At 34.4% G+C, this 19,566-nt stretch carries 17 protein-coding genes and 1 pseudogene; 15 read left to right on the top strand and 3 right to left on the bottom strand.

What is annotated here, in order from left to right; all coding sequences use genetic code 11:
• The first annotated feature begins 88 nt into the window (after positions 1-88).
• The 8 genes and pseudogenes from ACYH9I_RS08385 to ACYH9I_RS08350 form a co-directional block, all read left to right on the top strand.
• The gene (locus ACYH9I_RS08385; RefSeq protein ID WP_483560303.1) at positions 89-844 is read left to right on the top strand and encodes an SDR family oxidoreductase; all 756 of its coding nucleotides are present in this window, start codon (positions 89-91) and stop codon (positions 842-844) included.
• Between the two features lie 141 nt (positions 845-985).
• Positions 986-1,315, top strand: a complete 330-nt coding sequence (locus ACYH9I_RS08380; RefSeq protein WP_483560301.1) for a hypothetical protein — start codon at positions 986-988, stop codon at positions 1,313-1,315.
• A gap of 353 nt (positions 1,316-1,668) precedes the next feature.
• Positions 1,669-4,125 (top strand): bifunctional aspartate kinase/homoserine dehydrogenase I, encoded by a 2,457-nt coding sequence (gene thrA, locus ACYH9I_RS08375; protein ID WP_483560300.1) that lies wholly within the window; start codon positions 1,669-1,671, stop codon positions 4,123-4,125.
• Positions 4,126-5,064, top strand: a complete 939-nt coding sequence (thrB, locus tag ACYH9I_RS08370) for a homoserine kinase (RefSeq protein WP_483560298.1) — start codon at positions 4,126-4,128, stop codon at positions 5,062-5,064. It begins immediately after the preceding gene.
• A gap of 99 nt (positions 5,065-5,163) precedes the next feature.
• Complete coding sequence (thrC, locus tag ACYH9I_RS08365; protein WP_483560297.1) at positions 5,164-6,453, top strand: threonine synthase; 1,290 nt, start codon at positions 5,164-5,166, stop codon at positions 6,451-6,453.
• 229 nt (positions 6,454-6,682) lie between these two features.
• Positions 6,683-7,135, top strand: a complete 453-nt coding sequence (gene nrdR, locus ACYH9I_RS08360) for a transcriptional regulator NrdR (protein ID WP_160403694.1) — start codon at positions 6,683-6,685, stop codon at positions 7,133-7,135.
• 8 nt (positions 7,136-7,143) lie between these two features.
• Complete coding sequence (gene ribD / locus ACYH9I_RS08355; RefSeq protein WP_483560296.1) at positions 7,144-8,256, top strand: bifunctional diaminohydroxyphosphoribosylaminopyrimidine deaminase/5-amino-6-(5-phosphoribosylamino)uracil reductase RibD; 1,113 nt, start codon at positions 7,144-7,146, stop codon at positions 8,254-8,256.
• Between the two features lie 483 nt (positions 8,257-8,739).
• Positions 8,740-9,014: pseudogene (locus ACYH9I_RS08350) on the top strand (sugar kinase); the annotation flags it as partial.
• A gap of 437 nt (positions 9,015-9,451) precedes the next feature.
• On the opposite strand, the gene hemW reads toward ACYH9I_RS08350, so the two are convergent.
• Positions 9,452-10,579 (bottom strand): radical SAM family heme chaperone HemW, encoded by a 1,128-nt coding sequence (hemW, locus tag ACYH9I_RS08345; RefSeq protein ID WP_483560294.1) that lies wholly within the window; start codon positions 10,577-10,579, stop codon positions 9,452-9,454.
• A 196-nt stretch (positions 10,580-10,775) separates the two neighbouring features.
• Here hemW and ACYH9I_RS08340 point away from each other — a divergent pair, with 196 nt between their 5' ends.
• The 4 genes from ACYH9I_RS08340 (at position 10,776) to pgl (ending at position 14,456) form a co-directional block, all read left to right on the top strand.
• Entirely contained in the window at positions 10,776-11,648 is an 873-nt protein-coding gene (locus tag ACYH9I_RS08340; RefSeq protein WP_483560293.1) for a D-hexose-6-phosphate mutarotase, read from the top strand.
• A 181-nt stretch (positions 11,649-11,829) separates the two neighbouring features.
• Entirely contained in the window at positions 11,830-12,114 is a 285-nt protein-coding gene (gene rplY / locus ACYH9I_RS08335) for a 50S ribosomal protein L25 (protein WP_091346520.1), read from the top strand.
• A 169-nt stretch (positions 12,115-12,283) separates the two neighbouring features.
• A complete protein-coding gene (gene zwf, locus ACYH9I_RS08330; RefSeq protein ID WP_483560291.1) occupies positions 12,284-13,744 on the top strand; it encodes a glucose-6-phosphate dehydrogenase in 1,461 nt (486 codons plus the stop codon).
• A 13-nt stretch (positions 13,745-13,757) separates the two neighbouring features.
• Positions 13,758-14,456, top strand: coding sequence for a 6-phosphogluconolactonase (gene pgl / locus ACYH9I_RS08325; protein ID WP_091346517.1), 699 nt, complete (start codon positions 13,758-13,760; stop codon positions 14,454-14,456).
• A gap of 252 nt (positions 14,457-14,708) precedes the next feature.
• Here pgl and ACYH9I_RS08320 read toward each other — a convergent pair whose 3' ends face one another.
• Together ACYH9I_RS08320 and ACYH9I_RS08315 are read right to left on the bottom strand one after the other, a co-directional pair.
• A complete protein-coding gene (locus ACYH9I_RS08320; RefSeq protein ID WP_483560289.1) occupies positions 14,709-16,073 on the bottom strand; it encodes an MFS transporter in 1,365 nt (454 codons plus the stop codon).
• Between the two features lies 1 nt (position 16,074).
• Positions 16,075-16,737 (bottom strand): cytochrome P450, encoded by a 663-nt coding sequence (locus ACYH9I_RS08315; protein WP_091346513.1) that lies wholly within the window; start codon positions 16,735-16,737, stop codon positions 16,075-16,077.
• A 261-nt stretch (positions 16,738-16,998) separates the two neighbouring features.
• Between ACYH9I_RS08315 and ACYH9I_RS08310 the strand changes: the two genes are divergently transcribed.
• The 3 genes from ACYH9I_RS08310 to mraZ all read left to right on the top strand — a co-directional run bounded on the left by ACYH9I_RS08310 (position 16,999) and on the right by mraZ (position 19,560).
• Complete coding sequence (locus ACYH9I_RS08310; RefSeq protein WP_483560287.1) at positions 16,999-17,820, top strand: AraC family transcriptional regulator; 822 nt, start codon at positions 16,999-17,001, stop codon at positions 17,818-17,820.
• A 115-nt stretch (positions 17,821-17,935) separates the two neighbouring features.
• On the top strand, positions 17,936-18,697 hold the full coding sequence (locus tag ACYH9I_RS08305) for an IS5 family transposase (RefSeq protein WP_483560285.1): 762 nt from the start codon (positions 17,936-17,938) through the stop codon (positions 18,695-18,697).
• 416 nt (positions 18,698-19,113) lie between these two features.
• Complete coding sequence (gene mraZ / locus ACYH9I_RS08300; protein ID WP_483560283.1) at positions 19,114-19,560, top strand: division/cell wall cluster transcriptional repressor MraZ; 447 nt, start codon at positions 19,114-19,116, stop codon at positions 19,558-19,560.
• Positions 19,561-19,566 lie beyond the last annotated feature (6 nt).

The following is a 19,566-nucleotide window of genomic DNA, read 5'->3' as shown; positions in this document are numbered from 1 at the left end:
CTCTTTCTATTTACTGTTTCCTATTTATGCTTATTGTTGGTCATTGAAATGTTCTTAAATTTTTATTTAGCCTATAAGGAGAGCTAAGATGAATATCGCTTTAGTTACTGGGGCATCCTCTGGTTTTGGGAAAGCCATTTGTCGTAAGCTAATTGCTGATGGTTATAAAGTTGTAGGCGTAGCCAGACGTGTAGATAAACTACAAAAACTTGCAGATGAATTAGGCGTTAATTTTTTACCATTGTCATTAGATATAACCCAGAAAGATGCAGTGGGATCTATTTTGTTACAATTGCCTAAAGAATTCCAACCAATTGATATTTTGATTAATAATGCAGGTTTGGCATTAGGTTTAGAACCTGCTTATGAAGCAGATTGTCGTGATTGGGAAACAATGATTGAAACTAACATTATTGGATTAGTGAATTTAACTCGCCAAATTTTACCAGAGATGGTTGAGCGTAACTTTGGTTATATTATTAATCTTGGATCTGTTGCCGGTACTTATGCCTATAAAGGTGGAAATGTTTATGGTGCATCTAAGGCTTTTGTTAAACAGTTCAGTGCTAATTTACGTACAGATTTATTAGGTAAAAATATCAGAGTTACTAATATTGAGCCTGGATTATGTGGTGGTACAGAGTTTTCGAATGTACGATTTCATGGTGATGATCAGAAAGCTGCTGCGGTTTATCAAGGCGTTGAATTTATTACTCCAGAAGATATTGCTAATACAGTTTCTTGGTTGATTAACACGCCAACTCATTTCAATGTTAACTCAATTGAAATAATGCCTGTTGCACAGGCCTCGGCAGGGTTGTCTGTTTGTAAAAAAAACAACTAAGAATGCATCCATTGGTATTGAGTATTTCAGGTGTTTCTTATTGAGGATTAAAAAAATAGGTTTGGAAAACAAAATAGACTTGCACTTCTGTGAATGGGTTGTTATTCTTTTATCCTGTGATTTTAATTGAGGTTTATGGCAATGACATTTTCTGATGTAACGAAAACATTTGCGACAAGTTTGCCTGGTACAGATAGTTATGTAAAACTAAGAAAGGCAATGAGAACTCTAATTCAAGAAGACCCAAAGAATGCTTCGGTTTATTTTTTGATTTTTGGGTTTGCTCGCACATATGTTATGTTATACGAGGATCAGGAAGTATCCCCTCAATTTGCTGAAGATAATCAAAAATTAATGTTATCGTATCTCAATATTTTAGATGAAGCATTAAAGAAACAAGATGCTCAGAGCATATATCACGCATTGAATAAAGTTGTTAATGAGTATGAAAACAGCAAAAAAGTTTTTTAAATTAACAGCCTGACATGAAAATGTCAGGCTGTTTTTTTTAGGGATTAATTTAATATTTTTAGGAAAATCATGATAATTTTAACCAGTATGACAGGAATTATTAATACCTTAGGTACTATTACGCGATCTAGGGCGGGTTGATTTTTCCAAAAAATATTTAAAAACCCGCCCCTTAAAGGCGGGTTTTTATTTTGTATGAAAGTAAAGTTGTTAACATAAACAAAGTAAAAGCGAAGAATTAAAGATGGAAATAGCGTGATAACACTACAAAATTTTTAATATCTATAAATAAGTATTAAAACAATATATTAAATAATAATGAGTATTAATTAGGATAATAAGTAGGGTGTGATATGAAAGTTTTAAAATTTGGAGGAACATCTGTTGCTAACGCTGAACGTTTTTTGCGCGTTGCAGAGATTATTGAAAATAATGCGAAGCAAGAGCAAACTGCTACTGTTTTATCTGCACCTGCTAAAATTACCAATCATTTAGTTGCAATGGTGGAAAAAACAGTCGCAAAGCAAGATATACAAAGTAATATCTATGATGCAGAGAAAATCTTTGCTGAATTATTGGATGGAATTGCAAAAGCACAACCTAATTTTGCTTATGACGAAATGAAGCGTTTTGCGCTTGATGAATTAAATACTATTAAGCAATTGCTTGAAGGTATTGGTTTACTTGGTCAATGTCCAGATAGTATTAATGCATCAATTATTTGTCGAGGTGAAAAACTTTCTATTGCCATTATGCAAGAACTTCTTAAAGCTAAAAGTCATTTAGTGACGGTGATTAATCCTGTTGCCATGTTAGTTGCAGAAGGCACCTATTTAGAGTCAACTGTTGATATTGCTGAATCTTCACACCGAATTAGTGAAATGCATATTCCACAAGATCATATTATTTTAATGCCAGGGTTTACCGCGGGTAACGAGAAAGGAGAGCTTGTAGTGCTTGGTCGTAATGGCTCGGACTACTCGGCTTCGGTATTAGCAGCATGTTTACGCGCCAATAGCTGTGAAATATGGACAGATGTCGATGGTGTTTATACTTGTGATCCACGTATTGTTCCAGATGCAAAATTACTTAAAACGATGTCTTATCAAGAGGCGATGGAACTTTCATATTTTGGTGCAAAAGTACTTCACCCTAGAACTATTTTACCTATTGCCCAGTTCCAGATCCCTTGTTTAATTAAAAATACTAATAATCCTGATGCACCAGGAACACTTATTGGTGCCAATGTGGTTGATTCAACAACACCTGTAAAAGGTATCACTAATTTAAATAACATGGCAATGATCAATGTCTCTGGTCCTGGATTAAAAGGTATGGTTGGCATGTCGGCCCGAGTTTTTTCTGCAATGTCTTATGCAGGTATTTCGGTCGTACTGATTACTCAATCATCATCCGAATACAGTATTAGCTTTTGTGTACCTCAAACTGAACTTTATCGAGCAGAAGAAGCGTTAAGTGATGAATTTTTCTTGGAATTAAAAGATGGGTTACTTGAACCAATTGAGGTAATCGAAAAACAGGCAATCATCTCCGTTGTCGGTGATGGTATGCGTACATTACGAGGATTATCAGCAAACTTTTTTACAGCGCTTGCTAGAGCCAATATTAATATTGTCGCTATTGCGCAAGGTTCATCTGAAAGGTCGATTTCTGTCGTTGTGGATAATGATGTTGCTGTAATGGGCGTACGGGTTGCTCATCAAATGTTGTTTGGTACAGATAAAATGCTAGATGTATTTGTTGTTGGTGTTGGTGGCGTAGGAGGAGCCTTAATTGATCAAATCGGACGTCAACAAAAATGGCTTAAGAACAAACAAGTTGATTTGCATGTTTGTGGGCTATTTAATTCTAAACATAGCGTGCTTAATCGTGATGGTATTGATCTTACTAATTGGCGAGAGCAAATCAAACACAGCGAAAATGACTACACATTAGATAGTATTATTGAGTTTTCAAAAAATAATCGATTACTCAATCCAATTTTAGTGGACTGCACTTCTAGTAGTGAAGTATCTGATAAATATGCAGACTTTTTAGCCAATGGTTTTCATGTTGTTACGCCAAATAAGAAAGCGAATACGAGTTCAATGGCCTATTATTTACGTTTACGCCAAGAAGCGGCAAAAAGTAAACGCAAATTTCAATACGATACTAACGTAGGGGCAGGGTTGCCTGTCATTGAAAATCTACAAAATTTATTAAATGCAGGTGATGAGCTAATCAAGTTTTCAGGAATTTTGTCGGGATCCCTTTCTTTTATATTTGGTAAACTTGATGAAGGAATGTCGTTGTCAGATGCAACTAAACTTGCTAAAGAAAAAGGTTTTACTGAACCTGATCCCCGTGACGACTTATCGGGTACGGATGTCGCTAGAAAATTATTAATTTTAGCGCGAGAAGCAGGATTACAATTAGAACTAGATCAAATCAATGTCGAATCAGTCCTACCAGCTGAATTTGCACAAGGTAGCATTGATGAATTTATGGCTAAATTGCCGCAATTAGATGCAGAGTTTAAAACAAAATATGAACAAGCAGCAAAAGAAGGCAAAGTGTTACGTTATGTTGGTAGAATTGAAAATAATCAATGTAGCGTTAAAATTGAGACTATTGATAGTGATGATCCGCTATATAAAGTAAAAAATGGTGAAAATGCATTGGCATTTTATACACGTTATTATCAACCAATTCCGCTAGTTTTACGTGGTTATGGAGCTGGGAATGATGTCACAGCTGCAGGGGTTTTTGCTGATATTTTACGTACAACATCAGGCAAAATTGGAGGTTAAATGAATCATAAATCATTAACGGTTTACGCGCCTGCTTCGATGGCCAATATTAGTGTTGGTTTTGATATATTAGGTGCAGCAATTAGCCCAATTAGTGGTGTGATGCTTGGTGACTGTATAACAGTTGAATCTGCTAAGGAATTTTCTCTTACTAGTAAAGGTCAATTTGTTAAAAAACTACCACGCGATCCAAAATACAACATTGTATTTCAATGTTGGCAACGCTTCTGCCAAGCAATGGGTAGAATGTTACCGGTTAGTATGACACTTGAAAAAAACATGCCAATAGGATCTGGATTAGGTTCAAGTGCCTGTTCAGTAGTAGGAGCATTTGTTGCTTTAAATACGTTTTTTGATAAACCATTTAATCAATTTGAATTACTTTCAATGATGGGTGAGCTTGAAGGGCGGATTTCTGGTAGTGTGCATTATGATAATGTTGCACCCTGCTATTTAGGTGGTATGCAACTTATCCTTGATGAAATGGGTATAATTAGTGAGCCCATACCTCATTTTGACGATTGGTACTGGATTATGGCATATCCTGGTATAAAAGTATCAACCGCTGAGGCTCGTGCAATTTTGCCCGCCTTGTACCAAAAATCAGATTGTGTTGCACATGGTCGATATGTTGGTGGGTTTATTCACGCCTGTTATACCAAACAATCAAAATTGGCTGCATCAATGTTATGTGACAATATTGCTGAACCTTATCGTAAACAGCTATTACCTAACTTTGATGAAACACAAAAACGAGTCAAACAGTTAGGTGCATTAGCGTCGGGGATTTCAGGCTCAGGCCCAACGATGTTTGTTGTGGCTGATAAGCTTGAAACTGCAAAGCAGATCGAATCACTACTTCAACATTTTTATTTACAAAATGATGAAGGTTTTACTCATATTTGTAAAATAGATACTCAAGGAGCAAAAGTTATTTAATTTGATTTTTTTAAATTAAAAAATACTCCAATTTCTTACTGATTAAGCTGATATCAGAAAGAGCGAACAATGAAAGCATAAAGATAATCGGAAAATATTATGAAATTGTACAACTTAAAAGATCATTCACAGCAAGTTAACTTTGCACAAGCAGTACAGCAAGGATTGGGAAGGGAACAAGGTTTATTTTTCCCTGAAACACTACCTAAATTTTCTGCAAACGACATTGAATCACTATTAAAACTAGATTTTGTTACTCGTAGTGCCGCAATCTTATCTGCTTTTGTTGATGATGAGATCTCTCGAGAGGATATGTATAGACTTGTAAAAAATGCATTCCAATTTCCAGCCCCAGTGAAATCAGTGGAAGGAGATATTGGTTCACTAGAGCTATATCATGGTCCAACATTAGCGTTTAAAGATTTTGGTGGACGCTTTATGGCACAAGCATTAGTTCAAGTTGCAGCTGACAAAAAAATTACTATTTTAACCGCTACATCCGGCGATACTGGTGCTGCTGTTGCTCATGCTTTTTACCATTTGCCTAATATTCGTGTAGTCATTTTATATCCAGAAGGAAAAATCAGTCCTTTACAAGAAAAGCTATTTTGTACACTTGGCGATAATATTCACACTATTGCTATTCAAAGTGACTTTGATGCATGCCAAGCTTTGGTGAAAAAAGCATTTGATGATGAAGAGTTGAAAGTTGCCATTGGTTTAAACTCGGCTAACTCAATTAATATTAGTCGATTATTAGCTCAAATCTGTTATTACTTTGAAGCTTTTGCACAGCTAACGCCAGCGCAACGTGAACAGTTAGTTATTTCTGTGCCAAGTGGTAATTTTGGTGATTTAACTGCTGGCTTACTAGCTAAAACAATAGGTTTACCAATTAAACGTTTTATTGCTGCAACTAATGCAAATGATACTGTGCCACGATATTTAGTAACGGGTAAATGGGAACCACACGCCACTATTGCAACACTGTCTAATGCAATGGATGTTAGTCAACCCAATAATTGGCCTAGAATTGAAGAAATTTATGCTCGTGAAGGTTGGACTCTTAAATCACTTGGTCATACAGCCGTGTCAGATGAAATTTCTAAACAAACAGTTCGTGAACTTGATAATAAGGGATATTTGTCTGAACCGCATGGTGCAATTGCTTACCGCGCACTGCGTGATCAGTTGCAAGATGGCGAATATGGTCTTTTCTTAGGTACTGCCCATCCAGCTAAATTTAAAGAAGTAGTTGAAGATATTCTAGGTAAATCTATTCCACTTCCTAAAGCATTAGCTGAACGGGCTGATATGACGTTACTTTCTCATTATATGCCTGATGATTTTGAAAAATTGCGGGATTTTTTAATTAAATTGGATTGGTAGATCATTTTTCCGTCGCTATTTTAGCGACGGATTCCTTTTATAAGATTTCAATAAATTTTATCCTCTCTTAAAATAAGTCCTTAGTGTAGATTATGAGCCGATAAGATTTGTATAAAACAGTAATTTTGAATTGAACATATTAACCTGACTTGTTATAAAAGAATCCTTGTTTAAATTAATATTTTCGGCTATTTTAGTATGAATTATAACATTGTTAGGATATTTTTTTATGTACTGCCCGTTTTGTAATGCAGATGATACAAAAGTGATTGATTCTCGACTTGTTGGCGAAGGCTTTCAAGTCCGTCGAAGACGACAATGTGTCGAATGTAATGAACGTTTTACGACATTTGAAGTCGCTGAATTAATAATGCCAAATGTTATTAAAAGTAATAAAATTCGCGAACCTTTTAATGAAGATAAGCTACGTAATGGTATAAAAAGAGCTCTTGAAAAGCGTCCAGTTGGTTTTGATGCCATTGAAGATGCAATTACACGTATAAAATCTAAACTTAGAGCGACTGGTGAACGTGAAGTTCCTGCAAAATTAATTGGTGATTATGTGATTGAAGAACTCAAAAATTTGGATAAAGTCGCTTATATTCGTTTTGCCTCGGTTTATTTTAGCTTTGATGATATTGAGCAATTTAGTAACGAAATTGCGAAGTTACAACAAAAATAATCATTTATATGAACATAACTTGTGATAACGATCTATTTTACATGCAACAAGCAATAGAACTTGCTAAATTAGGTCGTTTCACCACAACCCCAAATCCAAATGTTGGTTGCATAATTGTTAAAGATAACCAGATTATTGGAAAAGGCTATCATAAAAAAGCAGGGCAACCACATGCTGAAGTATATGCATTACAAATGGCTGGTGATGAGGCGAAAGGTGCTACTGCTTATGTAACGCTAGAGCCTTGTAGTCATTTTGGTCGAACTCCTCCTTGTGCAGATGCTTTGATCAAAGCGCAAGTTAAACGTGTTGTTATTGCAATGCAAGACCCTAATCCAACTGTTGCTGGTAATGGTATTAAACGATTAAGCGATGCCGGAATTGAAGTCAAAGTAGGAGTTTTGACTGAACAAGCCGAAGCACTTAATAAAGGTTTTTTGAAACGGATGCGAACAGGTATGCCGTATGTACAACTTAAATTGGCAACATCACTAGATGGTAAAATCGCCATGGCATCTGGTGAAAGTAAGTGGATTACTTCGAGTGTTGCAAGGCAGGATGTACAAAGATTTAGAGCGCAATGCTGTTGTATTTTAAGTACCAGAGCTACGGTACAATCGGATAATGCTAGTCTTACAGTTCGATATGAAGAATTACCTGATGATATCAAGCAAATTTATTCCTCCGAAAATATTCGGCAACCAGTGCGTATTATTATTGATAGCCAAAAGAAACTTACAGGCGATGAAAATATCTTTAAGCAATTAGGTGAAACTTGGATCGTGCGGAAGCAAGATATTCCTGTTACTAAACCAAATACAAAGTTAATCATCGAGTCATCAATGAATAAGAAGATTAATTTGACTAAATTATTTTCTTTATTAGCTAATAAGCAAATAAATTCTATTTGGGTTGAAGCTGGTGCTCACCTAGCAGGTGCATTGATAGAGCAAGATTTAGTTGATGAATTGATTGTCTATTACGCGCCTAAATTACTTGGCCATAATGCGAAAGATATGTGTATATTGCCTAACTTACAGAATTTGTCAATGGCACCAAACTTTCGATTTAAATCAGTTACTATGGTCGGCGAAGATTTACGAGTTATTTTAAAAAAGTGAACCTCATCTCAGTTTTAAAAAGTTTTTAATTTCTATAGTGATAATTTAACTGTTAATTTATTCACTTTTGGTCTTCAAACGAAGATAAATGTTAAAAATTCGCATGTTAATCTTTTGTTTGTGGTTGATCAGTTGTATGATAAATTTTATTATCATTAATATTAAGTAGTTATTTGTAACATAGAAAGTCAAAATTGGCTAGAGTATCTTCAGCCTTATTAAAACGTCGATTGAAAATATTGAACATCAAAAAACTTATCAACAAATACTAAAAATTGTTGAGCATACCTTTGGTATCTTGCCGCCCCAAGAAGGGGGTTGTGATAGTCACAGTATTGGAAAATTAAAATACATGGATGTCGTTATATTATCAAGACATGCTGTCGACTCAAACAGGATGGTGTTATTATTGATGGTATTACTACTTATAATAAAGCTAATATAGGTAGCACTTTTGTTGCTAATAAAAGTATTAGTGAAAAAGATTTCATTTTTAATATTCCTAATAGTGCCTGTGGTTTAATTTCATTCCACCATATTAATAAAAACTTATTAAACGATTGTAATCATTTACATAGGGGCATCATTATATTCTTTTCGTGTCATTGATGCGATGCGTAAAGCGCTTGATATTATTAAAAGTAATGGCGGAACAATTTCTTTCGATCCTAATTTACATAAAGAAATGTTAGATATTCCTGAAGTGAGACAATCTTTTGATTATATTTTGGAATACGCTGATATATTTTTGTCTAGTAAATGCGAAGTGCGTTATTTTGCAAATAATAATGATAAAAGCGAAAAGGAAACTATATTAAGTCTACCTAAAAAAGGCATTAGAATATGCAAATGCAAGTGATGCCTTATCTGCTTCTAAAAAAGGTTCGATGGAAGGGATATCGTCATTTACTTAAATTGAAATATTCTTCTCTAAAAATACACCTGGATTGATTTAGTTTCATCAATTTTTATTTTTCTAATCTAATAAAAAAAATCCCAATAACAAAGTTATTGGGAAAACATAAGGAATAGGAAAACAATGAAATAAATGCATTGTCGGATTGTATTATGCACTTTTTATGGGAAAATGTGTGTAAAGGGATGTGAATTATTGCTTAAATAGTTAGTACTTATTTTGTTAAATAAACGTAAAGAAAGCTCTTTTATTATCGTAAAAATTAAATGCTTAATTTAACTATAAAAAAAGTTCTAATAATGAATTTAAAAATAGCTTGCCATGATCAGTTATTTGCCAGTTTTGTTTGTCTTCAATTAAATAATTTTTTTCAATGGCGGTTGCTATTTGTTTCTCAACTGTTTGTAAAGGTAAATGAGTCCGTTGTTCAAATTCGTGTTTAGGTGTTGGTTCAAAAAGCCTAAAACGATTCATAAAAAATTCAAAGGGCAGATCTTCTTCCGGTACCATATAATACTTATCCAAATAACGTCCTTCTAAATAACCTTTTGGGTGACGCGTTTTTATGGTGCGAATAATTTTGCCATCAGGTTGTGTTAATTTACCATGAGCACCACATCCAATACCTAAATAGTCCCCAAATCGCCAATAATTTAAATTATGTTGGCATTGTAAATCTTCTTTAGCATAAGCCGAAGTTTCATATTGCTGATAACCATGATTTGTCAATAATTGATGACCTCGTTGATAAATTTCCCAAAGTTTATCATCATCTGGTAAAACGGGTGGTTTTGATCCAAATAGTGTATTGGGCTCAATAGTTAATTGATACCAAGACAAATGAGGTGGCGCGATAGCAATGGCTTGTTCTAAGTCATATATGGCATCATCAATACTTTGATTTGGCAATCCATGCATTAAATCTAAATTAAAACTTCTTAAATTTAATTTTTGGGCTAGTTTTCCTGCTGTGGTTGCTTCTTTAGGATCATGTATCCGCCCCAATTTAACCAGCTTATCGGCTTGAAAACTTTGCACACCGATTGATATTCGATTTATACCTGCTTGTTGATAACCATTAAATCTTTCTATATCTACAGAATTTGGATTGGCTTCAATGGTAATTTCTGCATTCTTATTTATGGGGATAATCTTATTTATATTCAATAATAATTTATCAATCAATTCAGCAGAAAACAGGCTCGGTGTACCTCCGCCAATAAAGATTGAATGAATTGAACGGTTTGAACAAAAAACAGCATCATGCTGTAAATCTTTAATCAAATGCGCTATATAGGCTTTATAATCTGGCGTTCTTTTAACGGTATGTGAATTAAAATCACAATAAGGACATTTTTGTACACACCATGGCATATGAATATACAAACTCATTGGGATTTTATACATAAACGTAGCCTTTCCTGAAACTTTTTAACAAAAATAACCCGTGTGTTATCTTATTTTTATAGCCTGCCATTTTACTCCAATTTATTAAAAAAAGCTTTTGGCATCTATAGTGTTTTTATTATTAAGTTAAAAAGCGTACAATTATCGATATGTTTCGATATTAATTGTTGATTAAATTTATTATTTAGGAGTAAGTATGAGTATATATAAAGCGATTTTAGATAGTGGCTTATCAGGCGTATCACTAAGCTCATCGGTTAAGCAATCGACTTATGGCCAACTCCCTATTGTGGTTATTAACCATAAAACTTGCAAGGCAGCGGTTACATTACAAGGTGCACATTTGCTATTTTGGCAACCTGCTACTGAACAAACCCCCGTTGTTTGGCTAAGCGACAAAACAAATTTTAAACAAGGAGTGGCTATTCGAGGAGGGGTACCCGTTTGCTGGCCTTGGTTTGGTCAATTAGGGAATCCTTCTCATGGTTTTGCGCGTATTGTTGAATGGAAATTAGACTCTTGTAAAGAGGACGATAATGGTGTTGATCTCATATTGTCTCTTACTAATAATCAGCAGACAGCACCTTATTGTCACCAACCTTTTACTGTGTCATTAAATCTTCATTTAGGTAAAACTTGTGAAGTTACTTTAAGCTGTTTTGCTGACTTTGATATAACTAGTGCACTACATACTTATTTTGGTATTGATAATATTGACCATGTTGTAGTCAAAGGTTTAGGTGAAACTTATCAAGAACGACTTGCAGTTGAAAACAAACCGGCGACAGTAGGTCAATTAACTTTTAATCAAGAAGTCGATCGTATTTATACTGATGCGAGTAAACAACTAACGATAACTGATGGCATCCGAACAATTCGATTAACCAATACTAATGTCAGTGATGTAGTTACTTGGAATCCATGGATAAATAAAGCTAAAGCCATGGCGGATTTTGGTGATGATGAATATAAATCAATGGTTTGTGTCGAAGCCGGTTGTATTACAAAACCATTAAGATCATCTCCTAATAAGAAATCAACTTATGGTTTTCTGATAGAATTGATCTAATCGTTCATATTTTATGCCACATACGCAATCAATGTTTTACTCAATTTGCATATGATTAATTGATTGCGTTTATAGGGATAACACTTTATAATCCACAACACTTTTTAAAGTGCTAGTTTGATAGTCAACTACTGGGTCGCCTGTAATTGGCTTTTATTTTTAATAATTAAGAGAAATAAATATGTTTACATTCAAAGCTGAAGTTAGAAAAGAGCATGGTAAGGGTGCGAGCCGCCGCCTGCGTCACGCTGGTCAATTCCCAGCCATCATTTATGGTGGAACTGAACCTGCAATCTCTGTTGTGCTTGATCACAACCAAATCTTTAATATGCAAGAGAAACCAGAATTTTATTCTGACGTGTTAACTGTTGAGGTTGACGGCAAAGCAGTTAAAGTCAAAGTACAAGCAGTTCAACGTCATGCGTTTAAACCAAAATTAGTTCATATGGATTTTGTACGCGCGTAATTTATGTAGTGGAATATTATCCATACTTGTTTCAAACAAAAGGTCACCACAGAGGTGACCTTTTTGTTTTAGAGCTAATGCAGGCTAATGCCTATTGTTATGATTTATCCTGTACACTAACCATCCAACATAATAGAATGATTATATTACACCATCCTAGGAGAAAACCATGTCTGATATCCCAGCTTGCGATTTAGTTATTTTTGGTGCTAAAGGGGATTTGACTAGACGTAAATTACTACCGTCTTTATATCAATTAGAAAAGTATGGAAAACTACCTGAACAGACCAAAATTTTAGGCGTAGGGCGCGCTGATTGGGATCATGCTGCTTATTGTGAGGTAGCAAAAGATGCGTTAACCTCATTTATGCCGGAGCCGCTAGACGATAGTATTTGGCAACGATTTAGTCAACGATTGGATTTTCATAAACTAGATGTTAATGATAGCGCTGGTTTTGAACGATTGAAAAATAAACTTAATTCAAGTCATCCCGCTATTTTTTATTTTGCAATGCACCCAGGTACTTTCGGTACTATTTGTCAAGGTTTAGCTGCTGCTGGATTAAATCAATCACAAAACCGTATTGTGATGGAAAAGCCGCTTGGAACTGATTTGCAATCATCTCGCGAAATCAATGATTCGGTGGCTAAATTCTTTAGCGAATCGCAAGTATATCGTATTGATCATTACTTAGGTAAAGAATCGGTACTAAACCTCTTAGCTTTACGTTTTGCCAACACAGTGTTTGCGTCATTTTGGGATCGTAATTCTATTGATCATGTCGAAATTACGGTGGCAGAACAAGTAGGTATTGAAGGTCGTTGGGGATATTTTGATAAAGCTGGTCAAATGCGAGATATGGTACAAAATCATCTATTACAAATCTTAACTATGATTGCTATGTCACCACCTGCTGACCTTGACGACGATAGCTTACGTAGTGAAAAGATAGCTGTACTAAATGCTCTTAGACCAATTAATAAAACCAATATTCGCGAAAAGGTGGTTCGAGGACAATATACAGCAGGATTTGTTAATGGTGTTAATGTACCAGGCTATCTAGAAGAAGACGGCGCAAATCAAAAAAGTAATACCGAAACATTTGTTTCCATTCGAGTTGATATTGATAACTGGCGTTGGGCGGGGGTCCCATTTTATTTACGTACAGGTAAGCGTTTACCTAGCAAATGTTCTGAAGTTGTTGTTTATTTTAAACCATTACCACTTAATCTATTTAGTGAATTTTATCCACAATTACCACAAAATAAATTGACGATTCGTTTACAACCTGATGAAGGAATGGATATTGAAATTCTAAACAAAGTACCGGGATTAGATAGTACTCACAATTTACAAACCACTAAACTTGATTTAAGTTTTAGTGAAACTTTTCACCAACAAAGCGCTGATGCCTATGAGCGTTTATTACTTGAAGTTATGCGGGGGCGCCAAGCGTTATTTGTTCATCGTGATGAAGTTGAAGCAGCATGGAAATGGGTTGATTCAATTATTAGTGCATGGGAAACAGAAAAAGAACCACCAAAAACTTATCAAGCTGGAACTTGGGGACCAGTCGCATCCGTTGCCTTAATCACTAAAGATGGGCATTCATGGCACGAATTTGAATAAAGGAAAAATAACTATGTTTACGTTAAATAAATATCAAAATAGTCAATTATTGATCGAAGATTTAACCTCACATATCGTCAATGAATTAAAACAGGCCATTGTACAAAAAGGACATGCTTCTATTGCGGTTTCGGGGGGGAAAACACCTATTCCATTATTTGTATCACTAAGTCAACAAAATATAGAATGGAGCCGAGTTTTTATTACATTAGTTGATGATAGATGGGTTGATGATAATGATGATGCCAGTAACGAAAAGTTAGTGATGACGCATTTATTACAAAACAATGCAAAATTGGCTAATTTTGTCGGTTTAAAAAACAGTTGTGATAATCCATTTGATGGCGCCGAAATGACTGACAAGATGTTAGATAAAATTCCGATGCCATTTGATGTAATTGTTTTAGGTATGGGCGAAGATGGACATACAGCTTCATTATTCCCAGGGGCAGCTAATTTAGCGGCCGGTTTAGATATGAAATCAGGTCGAAAAGTTGTCGGGATGACACCATTAACAGCGCCACTTGATCGTATTACTTTAACGTTACCTACTATTTTAAATAGTAAAAATATCTATCTACATTTAGTTGGTGAAAGTAAAATGCAGGTATTAGAACAAGCCGAAAAAGATCATAATGTTAATCAAATGCCTATTCGAGCTGTTTTGCAGCAGGACAAAGTGAATGTCACAGGGTTTTGGACTGCATCTTAAATTTTCTTCAGTTTTGTTTGCCAACTTGCGTCGGTAATGAATTTTTACAATAAATTTTGCTTCCAAAGCACTGTGTAAGTGGTTTAGAAAATTAGTTTAAACAGAAAAAATACCTTATTCAAGTTAAAACCTGCGTCAGCGGTTGAGACTCTTTATAGTTCATTCAATTGTTCAATACAGAATAAGTGGCTTAGCAGTATCGTTGAATAAGCGAAAAAAAACGGAACTCACATGTTCCGTTTTTTTTGTATGCTAAATCCTTGTATTCACTCGGCCAAAGAAAATATAGACAATAACCGCTAGAAAACCAAAAGCCAGAGACACAAAAAACATTGCCTGATAAGCGCAGTTTATTGAAATTATTTGATGTTGAGTGAGGTTGATTAATATTCCTGATAGTACACCTCCAAATGCACCACCAATTTGCTGTGTAACACGCGTGATAGCGCTCGTGTCCTTAATTTGATTTTTATCACAGAACTCAAATGGAGAAGAGAGAACAGCAATCGTGGCGACGCCTAATCCGGAACCTCGAACAGTAAAACCGATAATTTCAAAGGCGTTGCCACCTACTTGAATTATTAATATACTTATTGCTGATATTATTAATCCTACACCAATAATTAGAAATGAATTTATCTCACTTAGAGATTTATAAATAAATTTTCTAGCCAACCAGGCACCTACACCTTGTAGAGCTAGCAACATACCAATATATGTAATAGATATATTATCATTTATTGCTTGTATTAAAGGAAAAAAAATCATGAAACCAAAAAAGATAAGTGACGTCAGAAATCCCATAATTATTGCAAACGAATATTGAATACAACTAAATGAACTTAAATCGATCAGTTTACTGTCTGACTTGTTATTAATAATAAGCGAAACCATCATCAAACCAATACCTAAAACTAGCATAATAATATTAAAAATATCAAAAAAATGCCCAGAAGTGATATTTTTAATAGAGATGAAAAATATTATTAAAGCAATTAAAAATGTCATTAATACATAAATATTCATATTGTATTTAGACGTTTTATTATCAGGCATTGTCGTTCTACCAAATAAAAAAGCCATAAGTACTAAAGGTATGTTGATAAAAAAAGCTATTCTCCAATTTAACTGTTCTGATATGATTGCTCCAAAAATTGGCCCTAGTGCAGGGGCAAAGACTGACGGAATAGCAATCAATGCCATAACCGGCTTTAGTCTTTCCTTACCAAAATAAGTTGCTATTGTAGATTGAGTAATAGGAATTAAAATTCCTGCACCAAAACCTTGTAGACATCTATACAAGATTAAAGAAACCAGATTATATGAAAATCCAACTAATATAGAACCAACAAGAAAGACAAAAATTGAGCATACCCATGCTTTCTTGAGTCCAAAATTTTCATGTACATAAGGTGATAGTAATATGCCAGCTGCGCAAGCAAGCATATATATGGTAACAGCCCATTGCATATAAGCATAAGAGGCATTAATGTCATTCGAAATTGAGGGTAAAATAACATTAACAATACTGCTATCTAATAATGGCAATATACTAGATAGTGTCATAGCAAACACTAACTTTCTTTCTGAGGTTGTCAGGTCAATCGATTGTTTCATATTAAACTCTTTCCAGATTATATTGAGTTGCGCCTAGTGTATATATTTCACTGAACGTTGGTGGTGTAATTTCTTTGTAATTTTTAAGTATTGAAACTAATTTTTGAAGGGCGATATTTAATTGTATATTTGTAAATTGAGCACCAATACAAGCATTAATTCCCACTCCATATGAAAGATGTCCCTTAAATTCTCTTCGTGGATTGAATGTGTTTGGATGTTCAAAATATTTTTCATCTCTATTTGCTGATGGTATTAAGGAAAATATTAAATCTCCTTTTTTTAAGTTAACACCTTCAACACAACTATCATCCTCGACTTGGCGTGGAATTAAATGAACAGGTGGTGTAATACGTAAGCTTTCCTGCAAGATACTATTAGTGCTGCAATCATTGGAGATAACTAGATCAATATAAGATTCATTTCTATAAAAGTGATAGATACAATTTGCTAAAACTTTATCAACTGGTTCTGAAGCTGCAAGTAAAATGTTTAATGAAAGCGCGACTATCTCACTATCACTTAATATTTCACTTTCATTACTATTATGAATAATAAAAGAAATAATATCATCTCCAGCACACTTTTTACGTTCATCGATTAAATCCAATATCACTTTTTCCAATTCTTCAGATGCAAATAGTGCGATATCTTCAGTAAACATGTTTTCCTTTCATTTCATTTTATACCTCTTTCTAGACAGCTAGTTACTAAAAATATATATAATCTTAATTGTTTCAATTGTTTATATTAAATGATATTTTTTTAAATCATTCATGATTTATTGGGTTATTGCTAATTTATTTTTGATATATATAGTTATATTTATTTTATTTGAATTAACTTGGGTTAATTTAGGATAGTTAGTAAAACAAAAATTTACTAACTAATTCCAGCCACAAAATATTACTTAGAGGCCATATAAATGAATATTTCACTCATTTCTCCAGAGGTCGCTTCTTCTGATAACGAACCTATGATTATATCGGCATCACTCAAATCCCCATCAGTGAAAGTAACAGAACGTCATCATCATTCGAGAGGACAACTAGCTGGTACATTACAAGGTTTAATTTCAATTGAAGTGGAAGGTAGTCAATGGGTAATACCCGCAACTCATGGTATATGGATACCTCCAGATACACAGCATTCTCTTCTCGGATCACATGGGCCATTCCACGGATGGAGTATCTATATACAAAAAAGCGAATGTAATAATCTGCCGAATAAATCCTGCATGCTAGAATTATCTACTCTATTGCGTGAAGCAATTACCCGAACCATGACATGGAATAATTCAGAATTGCAACCCGAGCATAAGCGATTGATGGCAGTGATTGTCGACGAGATTAGTATAATACCTCAAGTTGATATAGCACTCCCAATGCCAAAAGATATTCGTTTGTTAAAAATTGCTTTAGCTTTGTCTAATAATCCTAGTGATGATAGAAACATTAATGAATGGAGCGTTTGGGCTGGGATTTCTCGACGCTCATTAACTCGTCGATTTACAAATGAAACTGGATTTAATTTCACAGAATGGCGACAGAAACTACGTATGTTAAAAGCTTTAGAGTTGCTTGTTGCGGGCAGACCTATCACAGAAATTTCTTTAAATTTAGGTTATGATAATATTAGTGGTTTTATTGCTATTTTCCGTCGAAATTTCGGGGTAACTCCAGGTAACTATCAAAAAGCGATGAGAAATAACCGCCCATGGAGAAACTTTAATGACACTATCATTTAAAATGATAATTATATTAATGATAAATTAGGGCGTGTTGATCTTTCGTGATTATTTTTTAGACGGCATGATGTGAGTTATAATAATTCTGCAAAAAACAACCATAACTCGATTCATCATGCCAAGAACAATGCTAACAGATAAACGGTGGGAAAAGCTACTACAAATAATGAAAAATACCGGCCGAGTTTATAATAAATCCGAGCATCGGATGACGTTTGAAGGGCTCCTTTTCCGAATGAGAACCGGTATTCCTTGGCGAGATTTGCCAGAAGAGTTTGGTGAATGGAGCACCGTCTATAGACGATTTAATTTGTGGTCTAAAAAAGGAATATTAGTTGATATTTTCAAACATTTATCACAACTAGCGGATTTTGAATGGGTGTTCCTAGATGGCTCGATTATCAGGGCTCATCAATATAGTACAGGCGCTGCAACGGAGCATTCCGAGCAAATAGGTCAGAGCTGTGGTGGTCATTCAACTAAAATTCATCTTGCGGTTGATAGTGGTGGTTTGCCTATTTGTTTTGAGCTTTCTGAAGGACAACGACATGATATCACTTATGCAGAAAACCTAGTTGAAAAACTCGATGAAGTGAATATAGTGATAGCCGATAAAGGTTATAACAGCGAGCCTTTTCGGTGCTTTGTTCGTCAAAAAAGCGGACGAACGGTGATTGCTAAACGTAATTATGGTAAGGATATAGATAAAAGCAGTATAGATAGGTGCCTTTATCGCTATCGTCATTTAGTCGAGAATGCCTTTGCTAGAATCAAGCAATATCGTCAAATATCAACTAGATACGATAAGTTAGAAAGGAATTATGCCAGTATGGTATCACTGGCATTTATGTTAATGTGGCTGCCAATGTATTGTTGAGCAATTTATGTACAGTAAAGATCAACAGCCCCTAATATTTTTTTGATATAGATAATTTTTTGTGTCGTAAAAACTAGCTAATTCACTCATCTAATGTTGCTTCGCCTACTCCAAAATGTTTAGCTAACTCGCCAATAAAAAGGTAGGCATTGGTTAAGGCACAATTTACCAATTGTTGTTTTAAACTGTCCTTTAAATTTTTTAACTATAATATGTTTCCCTCTATGATTTTTTGTGATATTTGTTCATTTTTAGGACAAATATCAATCTTTTATAAATAATTAACCAAGTACCTATTATTTTATAAAATTTTGTGGTAAAAAGTGGGGTTAAGTGGTAAAAATAGGGTTGTTTATTAACACGTTGATTTCTATTGATTAAAAACTAATGAGAAATTAATAAATAATGGTGCATTTATGTTTAGCGGTGCAATTTCAATCAATTTAGATAATAAAGGGCGGTTAGCTATTCCTACTCGTTACCGTGAATTTTTATCTGAAGGTATGGTTTGCACAATTGGTTTATATCATCCTTGCTTGACACTTTATTCAATGTCTGAGTGGAAATGCATAGAACAACAACTTGCAACATTATCAACAATTGTTGAAGCTGAACGTAGAATTAAGAGATTGTTATTGGGATATGCGATCGAGTGTCTGATGGATAATTCAGGACGGATTTTATTGCCACCTACATTACGTACTTATGCAAAATTAGAAAAAAATACAATGTTTGTTGGTCAATCTAATAAATTTGAAATTTGGGATGAGACAATTTGGTATCAACAAATAAGCGACGATATTGCTGCGTTACCCACAGATATTGAAAGTTTATCAGATAATTTAAAAAGTTTAACTATTTAATAAGAG

It is taken from the genome of Gilliamella sp. X-23 (assembly GCF_057063545.1).
Note: the sequence above shows the minus strand (reverse complement) of the source record. Positions and strands in the feature narration are given on the sequence as shown.

Excerpts from the sequence above, each read along its gene's own strand:
- ribD (WP_483560296.1), top strand. The coding sequence starts at position 7,144 with ATGAACATAACTTGTGATAACGATCTATTTTACATGCAACAAGCAATA.
- thrB (WP_483560298.1), top strand. The coding sequence starts at position 4,126 with ATGAATCATAAATCATTAACGGTTTACGCGCCTGCTTCGATGGCCAAT.
- pgl (WP_091346517.1), top strand. The coding sequence starts at position 13,758 with ATGTTTACGTTAAATAAATATCAAAATAGTCAATTATTGATCGAAGAT.
- ACYH9I_RS08340 (WP_483560293.1), top strand. The coding sequence starts at position 10,776 with ATGAGTATATATAAAGCGATTTTAGATAGTGGCTTATCAGGCGTATCA.
- ACYH9I_RS08310 (WP_483560287.1), top strand. The coding sequence starts at position 16,999 with ATGAATATTTCACTCATTTCTCCAGAGGTCGCTTCTTCTGATAACGAA.
- mraZ (WP_483560283.1), top strand. The coding sequence starts at position 19,114 with ATGTTTAGCGGTGCAATTTCAATCAATTTAGATAATAAAGGGCGGTTA.
- thrA (WP_483560300.1), top strand. The coding sequence starts at position 1,669 with ATGAAAGTTTTAAAATTTGGAGGAACATCTGTTGCTAACGCTGAACGT.
- ACYH9I_RS08315 (WP_091346513.1), bottom strand. The coding sequence starts at position 16,737 with ATGTTTACTGAAGATATCGCACTATTTGCATCTGAAGAATTGGAAAAA.
- zwf (WP_483560291.1), top strand. The coding sequence starts at position 12,284 with ATGTCTGATATCCCAGCTTGCGATTTAGTTATTTTTGGTGCTAAAGGG.
- ACYH9I_RS08320 (WP_483560289.1), bottom strand. The coding sequence starts at position 16,073 with ATGAAACAATCGATTGACCTGACAACCTCAGAAAGAAAGTTAGTGTTT.
- ACYH9I_RS08385 (WP_483560303.1), top strand. The coding sequence starts at position 89 with ATGAATATCGCTTTAGTTACTGGGGCATCCTCTGGTTTTGGGAAAGCC.
- hemW (WP_483560294.1), bottom strand. The coding sequence starts at position 10,579 with ATGTATAAAATCCCAATGAGTTTGTATATTCATATGCCATGGTGTGTA.
- ACYH9I_RS08380 (WP_483560301.1), top strand. The coding sequence starts at position 986 with ATGACATTTTCTGATGTAACGAAAACATTTGCGACAAGTTTGCCTGGT.
- thrC (WP_483560297.1), top strand. The coding sequence starts at position 5,164 with ATGAAATTGTACAACTTAAAAGATCATTCACAGCAAGTTAACTTTGCA.
- rplY (WP_091346520.1), top strand. The coding sequence starts at position 11,830 with ATGTTTACATTCAAAGCTGAAGTTAGAAAAGAGCATGGTAAGGGTGCG.
- nrdR (WP_160403694.1), top strand. The coding sequence starts at position 6,683 with ATGTACTGCCCGTTTTGTAATGCAGATGATACAAAAGTGATTGATTCT.
- ACYH9I_RS08305 (WP_483560285.1), top strand. The coding sequence starts at position 17,936 with ATGCCAAGAACAATGCTAACAGATAAACGGTGGGAAAAGCTACTACAA.